A 16,950-nucleotide genomic window follows, 5' to 3' on the forward strand; every position below is an offset into this window, starting at 1 on the left:
CTAAAGTCCGCACTTAGTATTGCATTAGTTATCGATAAAGACAGTTGGTTTAGCCAAAGTCAATCTGCGTCAAACATAACTATTATTAACAGGGGAAAACCATGCTAAAAAATATCGTTGTTAAAGTCGCCATTGTTGTAATGTCTTTACTAATCGTTAAGCCGGTTGCGGCAGCCGACAGCAAGACAATTAAAGAGGATAGTAAAATACTTCAACCACTTTGTGTTTGGTTCGTATGCCCCCCGGTCGATCCTATCGATCCGGTAATTCCGGGTATTAGACGCTAACTGATAGTTTTTATTTCAGGAGGCACGAATGAGCCAACTTGAACCCTTAGTGCAACAGCTGCAGGCTATGACGTCGCTGGACGCATTACCTGAGCTGTTTGCCACGATTCAACAGCAGTATCAGTACCCGTTTTTTGGTCTGGTGATCTGGCACGCGGATAATAAAAGAGACATTATCAGCACGCGGTTATCAGATGAATTTGAGGCTGTTGCCAGCCAAACCGCACTCAGACAATTTTGTCTGAGGCGGTTTACGCCGGCGCTAAGTTCCGACTTACAACCGGTGCTATCAACATCGTCAGACAGCCTGGTGGTGCCATTGCGTGGTGGCGGGGTTGAAGTGGCGGCGCTGATTATCGGCTTACAGGATGGACAATCGACAATGGCGCAACAAATTGCCTGGTACTGGACGATTATTGCCAATTATCTGTACGAAGCAATACATCGTTTAACCACGCTGAATAAAACTGAAGAAGACTTCAGTCTGACCAGCCGGGAGCAGGCCTGCTTGAATTGGGCGGCAAAGGGCAAAACGTCCTGGGAAATCAGTCAGATTCTGTCGATATCAGAGCGCACAGTTAACTTTCATTTAGGTAACTGTATTCGTAAAACCAATAGTTGTAACAGGCAGCAAGCTATCAGTAAGTGCGTTGCCGGCGGTCACATTCATATTTAACCAAAACAGAGTTGCTGCTCTGTACTTAATGGAGAGAGTTATGAACGTTAGTCAAACAGGGGGTATCCCCTCAGCAAATAATATCGAGGTGTCTGCGTTGTTTATGCTGGTCAGTGAAGTTGAAAAGACAACATCTGGCCAAATACAGTTTATGCAACCACAGTTGGAAAACTATCAAGAGCTATCGCAAGACGCTGCTTAGTACAGTTAGAATCTAGCTGCCCAGCTGCAGTTAAGCTGGGCTAGATGTCTTTCCAGAGCGTCTAAGCATTCCAATCCGTTAAGCAGCTACTTGCAATCGATAGACTGACTGATCTGTACCAGCAACAGTCGACTTTTCGCTAGGCACTGCTCTTCAATTCAAAATTTTCTGGGCTGAGATTAGCCAAGAGCGCTATGCCTTAGGGTCTGGTTGACTTAGATGTGCGATTATCTCAAGTCGCTCACCTGTAGTGGTCTAATATAACCGGACACCATTTTAGGTGTTAGGATTACCACCTAAAAGAGGTGTTCACTGGCAAAGCAATGTTGTACGTTTTCAACAGAATTTAAGCGAGATATAGCCGGTCTGGTGATTGCCAAGGGAGAGGCAGTTAAGTCACTTGGTGTGGGTAAGACGGCACTTTGTAGCTGGGTTGAGCAGCTTAATCAAGAGCGCCACACCGAATGCTTAGACTCTGACGCCGGAGTAGCAGCGAATTCAAGAGTTGGAAGGGCTGGAGCGGGAGCTGAGTTATGAGATTGACCGCTTGTAAGTCATGAGCTCGATGCGGCAAGAAGTTGATCACCACAACCTTGGCTAGACCGAAGAAGAAATTCAGGCATCAAGACGGCAAATCATGCGCTGAGAAGCGGCGTTCAGATGCACAGGGTAGTGATCAAGCTGGAAAAGAACTGAAGCGATGATCAAACTCGAGGGTAACCTTAAGTTATTATATAAAATACTGCGCAATAAGTGATCGGAATTGGTTAGATTTTTTGATTTGTAGTGATACTTTTTTAAAGCAGAGTTTATTCTTTATTGTTATTTTTAAATAAAAGTAGGCCGAATATTGAATCGATGGCGGCGCTAAGAAATATAAACCCAAGTATAAACCATCCCTGTGACAAAAATAGTAGCCCTATCACAGTAAGTGTAAATGTAATTATCATAACTTTCTCATAATTTTATTTAAATTAAAGGTCCCAGCTTTGCTGGGACCAGGGGGTTTATCGGATACAAGAGCTATACACATACAGTGTATTACTCACGCTCCATTTGAACTAAAGCATAAGCGATTATTCGCGGTATTGCTATTCTGGCGATGCCATACACGATTGGCAAAGCGCCACCAGATACTTCATTAACCTGATTTAAATTTAATTCTTTCATTATTGCTCCTTTTTCTGAAAGTTTATTGTTTGCTCATCATTACACAGAATAGATAAGTAGAACCTGCTTTATATGCAGCCGCACCTGCCCACATTAGAAGAGGTGCAACCCCACCATTAACTTCTGCTGTAGCATCATAACTAATTTGTTTCATTTTTATATCTCCATTAATTTACATTCAGTTCGTGTATCGAACTTTTTAAAAGTGTTGTGTCGAACGTTTTCACGGTGACAGTTATTTATACCTCGATAAGTAATTGGATTTAAACTGTAATATTTTACAGGATGAGGAATATTGAGGGGGTATGCTGACTTGCTCTAATGATCAAAGAAAAAGAATACGATATTTATATCTTACCTGTAATTTCTACCAGCTAAACAAAATTAAAATGCTCGACTAAATTTAATTCGTCGGTAGCTTGCTGGCGCCGATATAAAAACAACTTATTGGAGATTTAAAATGAAAGAATTAAATAATTTTGAAATAGAGAATGTTTCTGGCGCATCAAGAGAGCTGGGTCGCGAGGTTGGTCGCGCTCTACGTGACGCATATGACGCTGCAGTAGAAGCAACAACTGATTTTTTTGAATGGGCATTGAGCTAATTAATTGGAGATATAAAACATGTACGAACTTAAATTTGAGCAAATGGAAGATATCAACGGTGGCCATCCTGTAATCATCGGAATCGGTCTTGTTGCCGCTGCGATTACAATCGTAGATTTTTCAATCGGTGTTTATGAAGGCTTCACTGAAAAGTGAGAAATTTGAAGGCTCAAGAAGAAGCACTATAAATGGCGGAGTAGAGATTAATCTACCTATTTTAGGTGATTCTATGACTTCTGATTTGAAGTCAGTATATGAGTAGCTTTGATAGTCATTTTGAAGTTTTCAATAAAAGCCACTATTTTTTAGTGGCTTTTTTCGTTGTTTGAATCGGGGGGAAAGGTCACGTTTAACACGATATCTTTGCTGATTTTAGAATGCATAGACCACCCAACAACATTACGGGAAAACAGATCCACCACAACGGCCAGATACAACCAGCCTCCGTATGTGCGGATATAGGTGATATCGGTTACTCAAACCTCATCAGGTGTCACTGGATTAAATTGACGCTTTTTTTAGCTGCTTAATCTCAGCTTGAGCATCACTCAAATCACTGTGTTCTTTATTATCAGGGCCATACTTCTTAACCCAGGCATACAGGCTATGTGCGGTGATATCGAGACGTTTAGCAACATCAGTGATGGCATGGCCGCGATCAACAACTTGTTTAACTTCTTCGATTTTGAATTCTTCAGGGTAGCTTTTGCCGCTCATAAGCAGCCCACTTTGGGTTAGTTTATCTAACTAAGAGGAGTCTAGGACGCTAGTGGCGATTCAGGTTTAGTTGTGTCATCTTGTTAATATATAAATTTAACAAGATGACAGCGATACCGGAGTTAAAAGCAGTTGTTTTTCTTCTGCATTTATTGCCAGGATTGACCCTTTACTTTTTTGCGTTGAGTTATATTGCTATACCTTGCTTAAGCGCTTCGCGCTTCTTTAAATCGAACCAGGGAGAATCTTGTTCCTTTACTATACCGCTTTCGACGTATTGCAGCATTAGCAGGCTACGTTCAAGCACTAATTCAGCTTGTAAGTTTGGTTCTGCATCCAGCCAGCTTTGAGGGAACCGTGTTTGCGCTATACTGAAATAGTTTTCGTCGAGCGGGTCAATAGGTTTCATTTGCTCTTCAACTAATTCAAAGATGCCGTGGTCAAAGGGGTTGCCAGCCGCTGCTGTTTTCAGATAGAAACGCTCAATTCGGCCCTGAACCGCTTTTTTAAGAGCTCGGTGATGGCAGTATGGATTATTGCCACGCTTACCAAAGAATACATGAGAGGTCCAATTGCAACCGCCACGGCAGACTTTAGCATATTCACAGCTGGCGCATTCACCCCAGAGATGCGCAGTTATATCCTCCGGTTTGTGAATGTCGTTAAATCTTAGCTCCTTGGTATTTTCATATATATCTTTTAAGCTACGTTCACGAATATTCCCTCCGGTATACTGATCTGAGGGTAAAGACGGGCAACCTTTAATTTTGCCGTCTGCTTCTATGCCGATGGTACTCAAGCCCGCACTGCAGCCACGGAAAAAAGCAAAGTCAGGGTGTTGCGATATTGGTCCACGTAATAGGCGCTCGTAAGGTCCAAAATAGCCGATGTTATTGCCCGGTTGGATCATTAGATTATCTTTTCGCCCGCGCTTTGATAAGTAAGCAAGCACAGGATAGAGCTCAAGCAATTCATAAGGTTGCAACAACATATCATTGTGCTCTACGGCATTGCCCATTGGTACCGTCAGCTGAATTTGCCAGGCTGTTGCACCCTGGTCTACTAACTTCTGATAAAGTAAAGGCAGTTCACGGGCAGAGTACTTGTTGATTTGTGTATTACTACCAACATTTATACCGACGGCTCTCAGATGCTCCATGGTTTTAAAGCACTGTTGCCACGCGCCGACTTTACCTCTGAGTTTGTCATGAGTTTGCTCTAAACCATCAATAGAGATAGACACATTTCTTATACCTGCTTCTTTCATACGTTTGGCAGTTCCCAGTGAGATGCCATAGCCACCAGTTGTCATATTGGCGGTCATGCCCAATCGGGTTATTTCTGCTGCAATCATTAGCCAGTCTGGTCTTAAAAACGCTTCTCCACCTATCAGTGATACATCTTTAACTCCAAGGTCGGCCAGTTGCTGTACCAGATCGAGAGCTTCAGTAGTGTTGAGCTCATTAACCCTTGAGTCACCCGCTCTTGAACCGCAGTGGCTGCAGGCAAGATTACATTTAAGCGTAATTTCCCATACCGCATAGGTTTGCCGGTGTTTAAGCTGGATGCCTGAATTTGATAACGATGTCATTGCTTTCTCCAGATTGGCCAGGCTTAACTGCCAGGCAAAAAATTGATGATGATTTCGTTCAGATAAAGCGGAGATATAACCTGAACGACTGCCCTAATAATAAGGGCAGTCGGTATTAAGCTTTTGCTTACAGCTCTCGCCATGCGTTAGGAAAGCGAATAGGATCGATTACGCCACCGTACATAGCCACGGAACATAAAAAGGGGTTAAAGCAGCCGTAATCAATAGGGGTTAAAATACTGCCTGTGACTGTACCGCCTTCAACTTTGTTCAAAAGCTCTGCAGCTTCAATAATATGGTTTTTATCATGCTGTAAATTTTTCATCATTTTATCTCCATTAAGTTTTTAAAAGCCAAGTGGCAGCAACCACATGACAGCATCATGCTAAGGATAAAAAATGATTTTATAAGCTGTTAGTTCTAACAGGGGGAGAAGTGTGTGTTTAGCTGAAGTAGCCTGAGCATATACCTGCCAGATTTAACAGCTTTTAGATAACTATCGGTGTAAGTTATAAAGTATCCGCCGATATTTTTAGGCAACGACGATTTAAATTATCCCGCAATGTGCAAAAGTTTATTTGTAAAATATGTAATCTAACACTTTACATTGAGAAGATGTAGGGGCTTCTTTGTCCGTATCGATATATTCCATATTACACTGTGATTTATGACAGTTTCCTAATTTTAATAAAGCTATTAATGTTTTTATATTGTCAAACTAATATCGGTTATATAAATGAAAAAGACTATTTTGATTGTAACCCATAGCAACGACCATGAAGGTGTTGATAAGGTTATTGCTCACCTGGAAGCTGATGGCCATCATGCCATAAGGCTGGATACCGATCTTTTTCCAGCGAAAGTATCGTTATCGTTATTCCAGGATGATAACGGCCTGGATTATGCGCTGACTACTCCAACAGCGCGAATTAGCGGCGCGCAGATTGATGCAGTTTGGTATCGGCGTTTTGCGCCCGGTGCTGGCTTAGTGGGGGCGGTTGATAAGGCGTATCTTGATGCTGCTATGGGGGAAAGCCGCGAAGTATTGCTGAATTTTCTGGCAAATTTAACCTGCTTTAAAGTTGATGATTACTGGACGGTGCGCCGTGCCGGACAGAAGGAGTTGCAACTTGCAGTGGCGCGGGAACTGGGCATGACCATACCGGCTACGCTGATCAGTAACGAACCGGATCAGGTAAAGGCATTTATCAAGAAGCATAAAAACGTTGTAGCCAAAATGCTGCATTCTTTTGCCGTGTATCAAGACAACAAAGAGCAGGTTGTCTTTACATCCGATATTCAGGCCGAGCATATCAATGAGTCGTTAACTCTGTGCCCTATGGTGTTTCAGCAGAAAATTGCTAAACAACGCGAGCTGCGCATTACGGTGGTCGGTGAGCAGTGTTTTTGCATCGGACTGCAAAGTCAGAACTATAGTGGTGCCGAAGTCGACTGGCGCCGGCAGGGGCTGCAACTCATTGATCGTTGGCAGGTTGAGGCGTTACCGGCCGAAGTTCAAGCGCAATGTTTGGCATTGTGCCGCAAATTAAATCTGAATTATGGCGCCATCGACATCATTGTCGACACCGATGGCCGTTACGTTTTCCTGGAAGTTAATCCTTCCGGTGAATTTTACTGGGCCGAGCAATTTAATGATATGGCGATTACCCGAGCGTTAGCGCAGTTATTAAGTTGTCAGCCAGTAAATCCTGTCGCAGTGAAAGCTGCATAAAACTCAATATCTAAAGGTAATTAACAATGAAACAACCATTATTTGCAACGCTGTTAGAAACACAAACCGACCTTGAGCAGGTGTCTGCTGGTAGCCTGACAGTCACCAACAATTTGAAAGATCAGCTGGTTACCGGCCCGTCATCAGATGGCATGGCAGTAACTATGGCCTATCCGTCAGACAGTGATGGTATTGACCCTCGCGTTGGTCAGGATAGCTAATCGACGTTCACTGGCTTGTTGCTGCAATGCCATAAACGATTTAATGGAGAATAAGATGAAATATTTAACCGAACTTGAATGCACTGTTGTCTCAGGTGCCGTATCAGTGCCTTATCCCTACCCGTTTCCGGATCCTTATCCGTTTCCATATCCACCGTCACCGTGGCCGTCGCCGTGGCCTTCACCGTACCCGGATCCGTTTCCATTCCCAGTTTATGAAATGCAACAATAACGGCTTGAGGAGATAGATATGATTACGTTAAATGCTATGCAGTTAAAAGCGGTCGCAGCCGGTGTATGGGAAGGTGAAAATGGCGAAGGCTGTATTCCTAACCCGATTAAAATTAGTTTTCCTTTTACGTATTAATGGTGATTAGTCATGAGAGAACTTAATAAAAATCAGTTGAATCATGTGTTTGGTGGTGCTTTCCTGGCGTACACGCCCGGCATGGACTATTGGCAATGGCGCGATTACTACGAAGGTGGTTATTTGCAGCCATAATGGTTGAAATAAAACCGCAGCGTGCTGCGGTTTTTCTTTGCCTGTCAGATATACCAGCTTATGCCGCTTAGCTTTTTATCCCAAAATGACCTTTAAGGTTTGAGCTCATGCCAAGTCATAGTGGCTTGTCCAAATTTTGAGGGATATCACGTGCAACTAATATATCAATCTGAAGCCGCTGAATGCGGGTTGGCCTGTATGGCAATGATCGCTAATCATCACGGCCATAAGCTGGATTTAAGCACACTACGTAACCGGTATGCGGTGTCTTTAAAAGGTGCCAATTTACAACATCTAATGCAATTGGGCGATCAGCTTGGTCTGGCGGGTCGGGCATTGCGGCTGGATCTGGAGCATCTGGGCCAACTGCAGCTGCCGTGTATCTTGCACTGGAACATGAACCATTTTGTCGTGTTAAAAAAGGTCACTGCCAAACATATTGTTATTTTGGACCCCGGTTCAGGCGAGCGTAAAGTAGGAATGGACGAGGTGTCCGGTGCCTTTAGTGGTGTGGCGCTGGAGCTTAAACCAACGCAGGAGTTTAAGAAAGTTGATGAACGGGTAAAGCTTGGCTTAAGCGCGTTTTGGAGCCGGGTAGAGGGCTTGGTACCGTCGCTACTTAAAATTTTTGCTTTATCTTTATTGTTACAACTATTTTTACTGGCCTCACCTTACTATATGCAGTTAGTGGTGGATGATGTGCTGGTCAGCATGGACCAACCGCTGCTCACTGTATTGGCACTTGGGTTTGGCTTTATGATGCTGCTTAAGGTGATTACCCAGGCCTTACGCGGTTGGGTTATTTTGCACCTGGGCTCGGTAATGAACCTGCAAATGGCCACCAACCTGTTCCGTCATTTGTTGCACCTGCCACTTAATTTTTTTGAAAAACGACATATTGGTGACATTGTCTCGCGCTTTGGCTCTTTGGCTCAGGTGCGTGAACTATTGACAACCAGCCTGGTCGAGGGCGTTATCGATGGCATTATGGCCATCACTGTATTGGTGATGATGTTTATCTATAGCCCGCAATTAGCTCTGGTAGTAATTGGCGCTGTGGTGCTGTATGCCCTATTACGCTGGGCATTGTATAAGCCACTGCGCGAGCGCACTGAAGCCAGCATTATTGCCAGCGCCAAAGAGCAGTCTAACTTTATGGAAACTGTGCGTGGTATGCAGAGCATTAAGCTTTTCGGCCAGCAGAGCCAGCGACTGAATTTATGGCAAAATCGCTTTGCCGACTCGGTAAATGAAGACTTTCGTCTGGGTAAATGGCAGATCTCTTACCAAACCATTAACCAGCTGCTATTTGGCATTGAAAATACGCTGGTGGTTTTTCTGGCCGCGTATGCGGTGATGGACGGCATGATCAGCGTTGGTATGTTATTCGCATTTATGTCGTATAAATCCCAGTTTACTGAACGTATGGCGGCACTGATTGAAAAAATTGTGCAGCTTTATATGACGCGGCTACATTTAAACCGCCTGGCGGATATAGCCCTGACCGAAAAAGAAGATGAAGGCGGTGTTGGTCAGCAGCGTGAGATCAGTGGTGCAATCAAAGTGAGTGGCCTGTCATACCGCTATTCGGCTACCGATCCATTGCTGTTTAATGAGCTGGATTTTGAGGTGCAGGCTGGTGAAAGCATCGCCATTATTGGCCCATCGGGTGCTGGTAAAACCACACTGGCTAAGCTAATGCTGGGCTTATTGTCAGCCGAAAATGGCAAGATTGAAGTTGATGGCACCGACATTCGTCATCTGGGCCTGCGGCAATACCGGCAGCAAGTGGCTGCGGTAATGCAGGACGACCAATTGATGTCAGGCTCGCTGGCAGAGAATATCGCCTTTTTTGATGCCCAGATGGATATGGATCGGGTGGTGGTATGTGCACAGCTGGCGGGTATTCATCAGGACGTGGTCGCGATGCCGATGGGCTACAACGCCCTGATTGGCGATATGGGCAGTTCGTTATCCGGCGGACAGCGCCAGCGTATTCTGCTGGCCCGGGCGTTGTACCGGCGGCCGAAGATCCTGTTTCTGGACGAAGCTACCAGTAATCTGGACGTGCAGCTGGAGCATCATGTGAACAATGCCATCAAACAGCTAAATATGACCCGTATTATTATTGCCCACCGGCCTGAAACCATCAGAAGCGCAGACCGCATAGTGCAGCTGCACCAGGGTAAGATAATCGATATTACCGAGCAGTATCATGCCGCGATGGCAGCGAAAACAGCCTGATTGGGTATCTGGGGAAAAACAGCGCTACGGCGCTGTTTTTTTTCTTTAAAGTGCGGATAAAGCATTGAATTTTAGCTGAAACCTGTCAAGGCTGACAGTTTCGTAACCTGGCATCATGCGGCAAGATAGCACTATCAGATTAACGCAATGAGGCACAAAAGATGATTTTACTGATGGGCGCTAAAGACGATGTACAAATATGTAGTGTGGCGACAAAGCTAGATGCAATGCAGCAAGCTTATTGTGTATTTGACAGCTCGGCGTTTCCTCAGCGGGATACCATAGGTTACCAGCCTCTAAGCGGTGAAATGTTGCTGAATATCGCAGGTAAGCCGCTGGCGCTGGCAGATATCAAGGCTATGTACTGGCGCAACTATATGCGCCCCGACAGCGGTGTAGATAATGCTATCGCACATAAAGATTGCACCAGTCTGCTGATGTCAATGTTAAACGCATTGGGTGACAAAGCGAAAAACAGTGTTGCTGCAGTGCAGTTTCATCAGGAAAAACCGCGTCAGCTTGCTGTGGTGGCAAAATTGGGTGTGCAGATCCCGGATACCTACGTTGGTAATGACGCCGATGCTGTGCTGGCGTTTTGTCAACAGCATGCTGAGGTGATTTTTAAACCGGTGTCCGGCGGTGATTATGCAAGATTGATCACGGCAGAACATCTGTCGGTTGAGCACCTTAGCCGCAGTTTGCAGCAAGCCCCGGTGACGCTGCAGCGCTATATCAAGGGCACTAATATTCGTAGCTATGTCGTCGGTGAGCAGGTGTTTAGCGCCGAAATCCGTTCAGAGCAGACCGACTTCAGAACCGATGGCGATATTGCTTTGGAAGTACTGGAACTGCCCGAAACTATCCGGCAGCAGGCGCTGGCCATTAAAGCTGCGCTGGGTTTAGCCTGGACCGGCATTGATTGGCGCCGCGACGAAGCGGGCCAATACTTTTTCCTGGAGGCAAACCCCAGCCCGATGTTTGCCAATTTCGAAACCTATACCGGCTTGCCCGTAGCGCAAAGTTTGGCGCAACTGTTGGCTGCCTGATAACCGCATTTGTCGGTCGGTGTTGCTGCACCTCTGACAAATACACCGCTAAGGCGGTGTGTAACACCACTGAAACTTACCAGGCCTGGCCTGAAACAACATTAATGGAGATTAAGAAGATGAACACTAAACACACTGCACATCCGTTCGCGCAACTGGCATCAACAGACGTAGAGCAAGTTAATGGCGGCTCATTAAAAGGTGACTTCAAGCTGGTAACAATGAAAGTACCAGAAGATGGCGTCGGTGACGGCAAGGTATTCACCACGGCGTTAGGTGAAGACGGCAATGGCCCCATCTACACTACTCAGGCGGTAGGTGAAGAAGGTGGTGATTTACCGCCGCTGTTCTAACAGGCAGTAAAAAGCCGGGGCTGTTGCTGCAGCACCCGGCGGTCACAATCTTAATGGAGATTTAGATTATGTGACCTTAAAGATATAACCGCATTAGCCGTCTGTCAATATTCTACCCTGTCATTTTTAGCAGCTGGTTATAAATTTGTACTGCCCTAGACTGGTGTGTAATTGTTTCAAGGGGATTGGTCATGAGTTCTGAAAGTTTATTCCGGCCTGAAGCCGTAAAACAGCAAGGTGTAAAGTTAGATGGCGATGTCATCATTGCCCAGCCAATTAAAGCGACAGTGCTGGTTGCTGCGCTGATCACCGTCGTGCTGTTGGCCATTATCTTTTTAAGCCAGGCATCTTTTAACCGCAAAGAAACCGTCAGCGGTTATTTAAAACCCGATTTAGGTGTCGCAAGAATAGCGCCACAACGTAATGGTACTGTGGTTTCGCTGTTTGTAGAAGACGGCCAAACCGTAACGGCCGGGCAAAAACTGGCATTAATTTCGTCAGATGAACACTTGGTGCAGGGGCTCAATCTTAGTTCACAGTTGCTCAATGCATTAGAGCAACAGCGCAGCAATTTACATTTTCGCTTGCAAGAGTACGAGGTGAGCTTTCAGCAACAACAGCAGGCATTACAAGAACGTATCAGTAACATTAAAGCGCAGCTGAACGAAATCCGTTCACAACAGGCAGTAATGGCTGAGCGCTTTAAATTAAATGAGCAGCGTTTGGCCGATTTTGATCATTTACGCCAGCTCGGTCATATATCTAACACTGAACTGAACAATCAGCGTGAGCTGGTGCTGAGTATGCAGCAACAGCAAAAAGATCTGCAGATAAATTATCAGGCACAGCATGGCCAGCTTATTCAGCTGGAGGCGCAGCTTGATGCCTTGCCGCGTGAATATGAACAGCAAAAGGTGCAAATCTCAACCGAGCTGGCGCTGTTATCGCAACAGCAAACTGAAATGTCGGCCCGCAGCGAAGTACTATTAACAGCCCCCGTCGCAGGCAGGGTGACCAATCTGGTCGCCGAGCTAGGCAGTATGGCGGTGGCCGGTAAATCGATATTGACCATAGTGCCCGAAGACAGCAATTTATATGCAGTGTTGCTGGTACCTACCCGTGCGTTTGGTTTTATCCGCCCAGGCCAGGAAACGCGTATGCGCTATGACGCCTTTCCTTATCAGCGCTTTGGTTTATATAAGGGTGAAGTCACTCAGTATTCAAAGTCAATTTTGTTGCCAAACGAGGTCAGCACGCCGGTACCGGTAAATGAGCCTGTGTATCAGGTACATGTTAAGCTGGCATCTCAGGCGGTCAGCGCTTATGGTGCTGAGGTCCCTTTGCAATCAGGCATGTTGCTAAGTGCCGATATTGTATTAGAGCAGCGTAGCCTGTTGAACTGGTTATTTGAACCTATTCTGAGCTTACGTGGCCGGCTGTAACAGAGGCTATGATGAACAAAGCCATTCTGATAACAATAGTGTGTGCGCTAAGTGCGTTGTGGTATTGGTTGTTCTGGTTGCCGGTGCACCTGACACTGCCTGAGCCTTATCGCTACAGTCAAGCCAGCGACAATATGGTATATTTTTGGGCGGCAAAAAGGCACAAAAGCTTTTTTACAGTCGGGCAAGCTTATCAGTTGGAAGCTGACGGGCAAAAGGTGCAACTGGAGTTATTTTCTATTACCTATGCGTCTTTGAAGCCGGATGAAATGAAGTTGGGTTTTTATCCAACAAATGATAAAACGCTTGAACTGGCCGCAGTGCAATATCGCGCCACAGGACTGCCGCCGGCCTATAGGTAAAAGCACTGACACAGAGCGTGACAATGGCTGTTGAAACCGATAAGAGAAAAAATGATCTATAACCATCTTGGTCGTTTGTGCCGTGGTGCACTGATATTGGCCTTGGCGGTGTGCAGTGCCTCAGCGCTGGCGCAAAGCTCGCTATGGAAAATTAGCAAAGGCGATGACTATTTGTATATTGGCGGCACTGTGCATTTATTGCCGCCATCGGCCTTTCCATTACCCCCCGAGTTTGAAATGGCCTATAACGCGACTGATACCCTGGTGCTGGAAGCCAAGATGCCCGAGCCTACTGACACCGCCGCACAAAGTGCAATGATGCAGGCCATGGCTTATCGTGACGGCCGCAGTTTATCAACGGTGTTGTCGCCGGAGGTGTACCAGCAGGTCGCGGACTATTTTGCAGCCTACGATGTACCGCTACAGCAGCTGGATGGCTATAAACCGGGCTTTCTTGTACTGCAAATGCTGACGCTGGAAGTGATGAAAGCGCAAATGGCTGGCGAAGGTGTTGATGTGTATTTTGACAGAAAAGCCCAGGCCGACGGTAAAACGTTAGCGTATTTAGAAAGCCTTGATAGCCAAATCCAGCTGCTGGCCAACATGGGTGAGGGCTATGAAGATGCTTTTATCCGCATGAACTTAGCGCAATTTGGCGACTTTAAAGCTTACTTTAGCGCCATGATTGATGCCTGGCGCGCCGGAGATATGACTAAGTTGGACGAGTTGGTGGTAAAGCCCGCACAACAGCTGGATCCTGTGCTGTATCAGGCGATGTTTGTGGCACGCAATCAGGCCTGGTTGCCACAAATACAGCAAATGTTTGCTAACACAGAAAAAGAGCTGGTGCTGGTTGGTGCTGGCCACTTAGCGGGTGAGCATAGTGTGCTGGCGCTGCTGCAACAGGCGGGTTACAAGGTACAGCAAGTTCATTAGCCTATTCAGCAAAACTTCACCCTGCCCCTGTAATCTGCGGCGTTATCTATTAGAATAGCGCCATTGTCGATACAAACACGATTACAGGGATTCTGTTATGGCATTAAATGTAGTGATCCTGGCTGCCGGCAAAGGCACCAGAATGAAATCCGATTTACCCAAGGTACTGCACAAGGTCGCCGAGCGGCCGATGGTACAGCATGTAATTGATACCGCCCGCGCTTTAGGTGCAGATAAACCACAGTTGGTGTTCGGCTATGGTGCTGACGCGTTAAAAGCCGCCTTGGGGGAACAGTCACTGCATTGGGTGTTACAGGCCGAGCAGTTAGGTACCGGCCACGCCGTTGCCCAAGCGATACCGAATATTGCTGATGATGACACCGTGTTGGTGTTATACGGTGATGTGCCGTTAACCCGCATAGAAACCCTGCAGCAATTATTAGCGGTAAAGCCGGCCGATGGCCTGGCCATTTTGACGGTAAACCTGGCTAACCCGACGGGTTATGGCCGCATTGTGCGTGATAACGGTAAAGTTGTCGGTATTGTTGAGCAAAAAGATGCCACGCCTGCGCAGCTGCAAATACAGGAAGTTAACAGCGGCATTATGGCGCTGCCGGGTAAGCAGTTGAAAAACTGGTTAGGCCGGTTATCAAACAGCAATGCCCAGGGCGAATACTATTTAACCGATGTTATCGCCATGGCGCATAGCGAAGGCGTTGACATTGCCACCGCCCAACCGCAGAACCCGATGGAAGTAGAAGGCGCCAATAACCGCGTACAATTAGCGGCGCTGGAGCGGGCTTATCAGCAGCGTAAAGCGGAAGAGCTGATGCTGGCTGGCGCTAACCTGCGTGACCCTGCCCGTATCGACGTGCGCGGCAGCGTTGAAGTAGGCAACGATGTAATGATCGACATCAATGTGATTTTCGAAGGTAAAGTGGTACTGGGTAAAGGCGTGACGATTGGTGCCAACTGTATTTTAAAAGACTGTGTTATTGGCGATAACAGCGAAATAAAGCCTAATTCGATGATCGAAAAAGCCAGTGTTGGCGCCGATTGCTCGGTTGGCCCTTATGCCCGCCTGCGGCCGGATAGCGTAATGCTGGACGACAGCCATGTGGGTAACTTTGTCGAGATGAAAAAAACCACGCTGGGCAAAGGCTCAAAAGCTAACCACTTAACGTACCTGGGTGATGCGGTAATAGGCGACAAGGTCAATGTGGGTGCCGGTACTATCACCTGTAACTATGACGGCGCCAATAAGTTTGTTACTACCATTAAAGATGGCGCCTTTATCGGCTCGAACAGCTCATTAGTGGCGCCGGTTACTGTAGGCATTAATGCGACTGTCGGTGCCGGTTCAGTGTTAACCCGCGATGCCGCCGACGGCGAGCTGGTAGTAGCCCGCGCTAAACAGCGGCATATTGAAGGCTGGCAGCGGCCGGTGAAAATTAAAAAGTAAGCTAAACCAAACAGCCCGCTTTTGCGGGCTGTTTTATTTCAGTAATACTTTTGGGGCTTCGGTTGCAACTCCCGCTTTGGCGCGTCACAGCAACTCGCCCTTTTGCCTACGGCAGGGCTCAGACACTCTGTGCCGACCAAATCGGGATTCCAACCTACGCCATCAGGTATCCTTTACTCTGCTTTATCTACCAGCACGGCGATAGCGCCATCACCGGTCACATTACAGGCGGTGCCAAAGCTGTCTTGCGCCATATACAATGCTATCATTAAGGCTACGGCGGCTTCGCCAAAGCCCAGCATAGAGCCAAGTAAACCGACAGCCGACATCACAGCGCCGCCCGGCACGCCCGGCGCGGCCAGCATCACCACGCCCAGCATTAAAATAAATGGCAGCATAGTCAGTAGCGAAGGGATCTCCAGGCCGTTTTGCATCGCCATTACCGCCACCGCACAGCTGACAATAGTAATAGTAGAGCCGGATAAATGGATGGTCGCGCACAGCGGCACGGTAAAATCAGCCACATGCGGCTTTACGCCATTGGCTTTGGTGGCCTGCAGCGATACCGGTATAGTGGCGGCGCTCGACATTGTACCCAAGGCGGTAAAATAGGCTGGCAGCATATTTTTAATTAAGCCAAACGGCGAGCGGCCAGCTTTAATGCCGGCAATCACGTAGAGTGTAATAATCCAGGCCCAGTGCAGCACCACCGCCAATACCAGCACCACACCAAAGGTTTTTAAGGTGCCAAATACGGTGCCGGCAGCGGCCATCTGGGCAAAGACACCAGCGATATAAACGGGTAGCAGTGGAATAATCACTTTGCTGAGTGTCAGCTGGATCACATCGCGGCCCTGATCAGACAACTGCTTTAATTGCTGTGCCTGAGTGGCTGCTATGCCTAAGCCAAACACAAAGGCCAGCGTCAGTGCTGTCATCACGCTAAATACCGGCGGAATATTCATCTCAACAAAGGGCGTTAAGCTCACGCCGCTGGCGGCAGGTGCTGCACTGGCTGCTGTGGTGAGCATAGGCACGACAACACTGGCCACTAAAAACGCCAGTACACCGGCGACAATAGTTGATAGATAAGCAATGCTTAGCGTGCGGCCAAGCAACTTACCAGAATTACGAGGCAAGGCAGCGATACCGCTGGTGATAAAGAATAAAATCAGCAAAGGAATAATAAAAAACAGCAGCTGACCAAATAACGCTTTAAAGGTCAGCAGTAGTTGTGTGACAGCGTGCGGTGCATACAGGCCGCAAAGTATACCCAGCACGATGCCGGCAATCAGTTTTAAAATTAGCGCCATACTCTTCTCGTTATATAAAGTTCTCGTTATACCTGATGTAACCCCGGAGGCATCGCGGCTGAGCATAGCATAACTTCACAGCGCTGACT

The 16,950-nt window shown here is 46.8% G+C and carries 20 protein-coding genes and 2 pseudogenes; 15 read left to right on the forward strand and 7 right to left on the reverse strand.

Annotated features, from left to right (window positions below):
• The first annotated feature begins 101 nt into the window (after positions 1-101).
• Genes EYB30_RS07345 through EYB30_RS07355 form a run of 3 tightly spaced genes read left to right on the forward strand, consistent with a single transcriptional unit; the run spans position 102 to position 1,165 of the window.
• Positions 102-287 (forward strand): hypothetical protein, encoded by a 186-nt coding sequence (locus EYB30_RS07345; protein WP_166838271.1) that lies wholly within the window; start codon positions 102-104, stop codon positions 285-287.
• Positions 288-315: 28 nt separating this feature from the next.
• Positions 316-963, forward strand: coding sequence for a helix-turn-helix transcriptional regulator (locus tag EYB30_RS07350; protein ID WP_166838272.1), 648 nt, complete (start codon positions 316-318; stop codon positions 961-963).
• A 40-nt stretch (positions 964-1,003) separates the two neighbouring features.
• Positions 1,004-1,165 (forward strand): hypothetical protein, encoded by a 162-nt coding sequence (locus EYB30_RS07355; RefSeq protein ID WP_166838273.1) that lies wholly within the window; start codon positions 1,004-1,006, stop codon positions 1,163-1,165.
• 1,041 nt (positions 1,166-2,206) lie between these two features.
• Here the strand turns inward: EYB30_RS07355 and EYB30_RS18740 are convergent.
• Both EYB30_RS18740 and EYB30_RS18745 read right to left on the reverse strand, forming a co-directional pair.
• A complete protein-coding gene (locus EYB30_RS18740; RefSeq protein WP_277816729.1) occupies positions 2,207-2,335 on the reverse strand; it encodes a hypothetical protein in 129 nt (42 codons plus the stop codon).
• Between the two features lie 22 nt (positions 2,336-2,357).
• The gene (locus EYB30_RS18745) at positions 2,358-2,489 is read right to left on the reverse strand and encodes a hypothetical protein (protein ID WP_277816730.1); all 132 of its coding nucleotides are present in this window, start codon (positions 2,487-2,489) and stop codon (positions 2,358-2,360) included.
• Positions 2,490-2,795: 306 nt separating this feature from the next.
• Between EYB30_RS18745 and EYB30_RS07360 the strand changes: the two genes are divergently transcribed.
• Entirely contained in the window at positions 2,796-2,939 is a 144-nt protein-coding gene (locus tag EYB30_RS07360; protein WP_166838274.1) for a hypothetical protein, read from the forward strand.
• Positions 2,940-2,958: 19 nt separating this feature from the next.
• On the forward strand, positions 2,959-3,096 hold the full coding sequence (locus EYB30_RS07365) for a class IIb bacteriocin, lactobin A/cerein 7B family (protein ID WP_166838275.1): 138 nt from the start codon (positions 2,959-2,961) through the stop codon (positions 3,094-3,096).
• Positions 3,097-3,287: 191 nt separating this feature from the next.
• Here EYB30_RS07365 and EYB30_RS18785 read toward each other — a convergent pair.
• The 4 genes and pseudogenes from EYB30_RS18785 to EYB30_RS07380 form a co-directional block, all read right to left on the reverse strand.
• Positions 3,288-3,455: pseudogene (locus EYB30_RS18785) on the reverse strand (DDE-type integrase/transposase/recombinase); the annotation flags it as partial.
• A pseudogene (locus EYB30_RS18790) lies at positions 3,454-3,657 on the reverse strand (transposase); the annotation flags it as partial. The pseudogenes EYB30_RS18790 and EYB30_RS18785, both read right to left, overlap by 2 nt.
• Before the next feature lie 187 nt (positions 3,658-3,844).
• On the reverse strand, positions 3,845-5,248 hold the full coding sequence (locus EYB30_RS07375) for a radical SAM/SPASM domain-containing protein (RefSeq protein WP_166838276.1): 1,404 nt from the start codon (positions 5,246-5,248) through the stop codon (positions 3,845-3,847).
• Positions 5,249-5,375: 127 nt separating this feature from the next.
• Entirely contained in the window at positions 5,376-5,576 is a 201-nt protein-coding gene (locus EYB30_RS07380; RefSeq protein WP_166838277.1) for a hypothetical protein, read from the reverse strand.
• 408 nt (positions 5,577-5,984) lie between these two features.
• Here EYB30_RS07380 and EYB30_RS07385 point away from each other — a divergent pair, with 408 nt between their 5' ends.
• From EYB30_RS07385 to glmU, 10 genes are all read left to right on the forward strand, one after another.
• Entirely contained in the window at positions 5,985-6,980 is a 996-nt protein-coding gene (locus tag EYB30_RS07385; protein WP_166838278.1) for an MvdC/MvdD family ATP grasp protein, read from the forward strand.
• A gap of 26 nt (positions 6,981-7,006) precedes the next feature.
• Positions 7,007-7,201 carry a microviridin/marinostatin family tricyclic proteinase inhibitor gene (locus EYB30_RS07390; protein ID WP_166838279.1) on the forward strand — a complete coding sequence of 65 codons (195 nt, stop codon included), beginning with the start codon at positions 7,007-7,009 and terminating at the stop codon, positions 7,199-7,201.
• A 379-nt stretch (positions 7,202-7,580) separates the two neighbouring features.
• Positions 7,581-7,703 carry a hypothetical protein gene (locus EYB30_RS18750; protein ID WP_277816731.1) on the forward strand — a complete coding sequence of 41 codons (123 nt, stop codon included), beginning with the start codon at positions 7,581-7,583 and terminating at the stop codon, positions 7,701-7,703.
• A 150-nt stretch (positions 7,704-7,853) separates the two neighbouring features.
• Positions 7,854-9,947, forward strand: coding sequence for a peptidase domain-containing ABC transporter (locus tag EYB30_RS07395; protein ID WP_166838280.1), 2,094 nt, complete (start codon positions 7,854-7,856; stop codon positions 9,945-9,947).
• A 161-nt stretch (positions 9,948-10,108) separates the two neighbouring features.
• Entirely contained in the window at positions 10,109-10,993 is an 885-nt protein-coding gene (locus EYB30_RS07400) for an ATP-grasp domain-containing protein (RefSeq protein WP_166838281.1), read from the forward strand.
• Positions 10,994-11,112: 119 nt separating this feature from the next.
• Positions 11,113-11,346: a hypothetical protein gene (locus tag EYB30_RS07405; RefSeq protein WP_166838282.1), complete on the forward strand. Its 234-nt coding sequence runs from the start codon at positions 11,113-11,115 to the stop codon at positions 11,344-11,346.
• Between the two features lie 191 nt (positions 11,347-11,537).
• The gene (locus tag EYB30_RS07410; RefSeq protein WP_166838283.1) at positions 11,538-12,788 is read left to right on the forward strand and encodes an HlyD family secretion protein; all 1,251 of its coding nucleotides are present in this window, start codon (positions 11,538-11,540) and stop codon (positions 12,786-12,788) included.
• A gap of 8 nt (positions 12,789-12,796) precedes the next feature.
• Positions 12,797-13,150: a hypothetical protein gene (locus EYB30_RS07415; RefSeq protein WP_166838284.1), complete on the forward strand. Its 354-nt coding sequence runs from the start codon at positions 12,797-12,799 to the stop codon at positions 13,148-13,150.
• A gap of 51 nt (positions 13,151-13,201) precedes the next feature.
• A complete protein-coding gene (locus EYB30_RS07420) occupies positions 13,202-14,086 on the forward strand; it encodes a TraB/GumN family protein (protein WP_166838285.1) in 885 nt (294 codons plus the stop codon).
• A 97-nt stretch (positions 14,087-14,183) separates the two neighbouring features.
• Positions 14,184-15,548 carry a bifunctional UDP-N-acetylglucosamine diphosphorylase/glucosamine-1-phosphate N-acetyltransferase GlmU gene (gene glmU, locus EYB30_RS07425; protein WP_166838286.1) on the forward strand — a complete coding sequence of 455 codons (1,365 nt, stop codon included), beginning with the start codon at positions 14,184-14,186 and terminating at the stop codon, positions 15,546-15,548.
• Between the two features lie 173 nt (positions 15,549-15,721).
• Here glmU and EYB30_RS07430 read toward each other — a convergent pair whose 3' ends face one another.
• Complete coding sequence (locus EYB30_RS07430) at positions 15,722-16,861, reverse strand: dicarboxylate/amino acid:cation symporter (protein ID WP_166838287.1); 1,140 nt, start codon at positions 16,859-16,861, stop codon at positions 15,722-15,724.
• Positions 16,862-16,950 lie beyond the last annotated feature (89 nt).

Origin of the sequence: Rheinheimera pleomorphica, assembly GCF_011634895.1 — a bacterium.
Lineage (GTDB): Bacteria > Pseudomonadota > Gammaproteobacteria > Enterobacterales > Alteromonadaceae > Alishewanella > Alishewanella pleomorphica.

Excerpts from the sequence above, each read along its gene's own strand:
- EYB30_RS07345 (WP_166838271.1), top strand. The coding sequence starts at position 102 with ATGCTAAAAAATATCGTTGTTAAAGTCGCCATTGTTGTAATGTCTTTA.
- EYB30_RS07350 (WP_166838272.1), top strand. The coding sequence starts at position 316 with ATGAGCCAACTTGAACCCTTAGTGCAACAGCTGCAGGCTATGACGTCG.
- EYB30_RS07355 (WP_166838273.1), top strand. The coding sequence starts at position 1,004 with ATGAACGTTAGTCAAACAGGGGGTATCCCCTCAGCAAATAATATCGAG.
- EYB30_RS18740 (WP_277816729.1), bottom strand. The coding sequence starts at position 2,335 with ATGAAAGAATTAAATTTAAATCAGGTTAATGAAGTATCTGGTGGCGCT.
- EYB30_RS18745 (WP_277816730.1), bottom strand. The coding sequence starts at position 2,489 with ATGAAACAAATTAGTTATGATGCTACAGCAGAAGTTAATGGTGGGGTT.
- EYB30_RS07360 (WP_166838274.1), top strand. The coding sequence starts at position 2,796 with ATGAAAGAATTAAATAATTTTGAAATAGAGAATGTTTCTGGCGCATCA.
- EYB30_RS07365 (WP_166838275.1), top strand. The coding sequence starts at position 2,959 with ATGTACGAACTTAAATTTGAGCAAATGGAAGATATCAACGGTGGCCAT.
- EYB30_RS07375 (WP_166838276.1), bottom strand. The coding sequence starts at position 5,248 with ATGACATCGTTATCAAATTCAGGCATCCAGCTTAAACACCGGCAAACC.
- EYB30_RS07380 (WP_166838277.1), bottom strand. The coding sequence starts at position 5,576 with ATGATGAAAAATTTACAGCATGATAAAAACCATATTATTGAAGCTGCA.
- EYB30_RS07385 (WP_166838278.1), top strand. The coding sequence starts at position 5,985 with ATGAAAAAGACTATTTTGATTGTAACCCATAGCAACGACCATGAAGGT.
- EYB30_RS07390 (WP_166838279.1), top strand. The coding sequence starts at position 7,007 with ATGAAACAACCATTATTTGCAACGCTGTTAGAAACACAAACCGACCTT.
- EYB30_RS18750 (WP_277816731.1), top strand. The coding sequence starts at position 7,581 with ATGAGAGAACTTAATAAAAATCAGTTGAATCATGTGTTTGGTGGTGCT.
- EYB30_RS07400 (WP_166838281.1), top strand. The coding sequence starts at position 10,109 with ATGATTTTACTGATGGGCGCTAAAGACGATGTACAAATATGTAGTGTG.
- EYB30_RS07405 (WP_166838282.1), top strand. The coding sequence starts at position 11,113 with ATGAACACTAAACACACTGCACATCCGTTCGCGCAACTGGCATCAACA.
- EYB30_RS07410 (WP_166838283.1), top strand. The coding sequence starts at position 11,538 with ATGAGTTCTGAAAGTTTATTCCGGCCTGAAGCCGTAAAACAGCAAGGT.
- EYB30_RS07415 (WP_166838284.1), top strand. The coding sequence starts at position 12,797 with ATGATGAACAAAGCCATTCTGATAACAATAGTGTGTGCGCTAAGTGCG.
- EYB30_RS07420 (WP_166838285.1), top strand. The coding sequence starts at position 13,202 with ATGATCTATAACCATCTTGGTCGTTTGTGCCGTGGTGCACTGATATTG.
- glmU (WP_166838286.1), top strand. The coding sequence starts at position 14,184 with ATGGCATTAAATGTAGTGATCCTGGCTGCCGGCAAAGGCACCAGAATG.
- EYB30_RS07430 (WP_166838287.1), bottom strand. The coding sequence starts at position 16,861 with ATGGCGCTAATTTTAAAACTGATTGCCGGCATCGTGCTGGGTATACTT.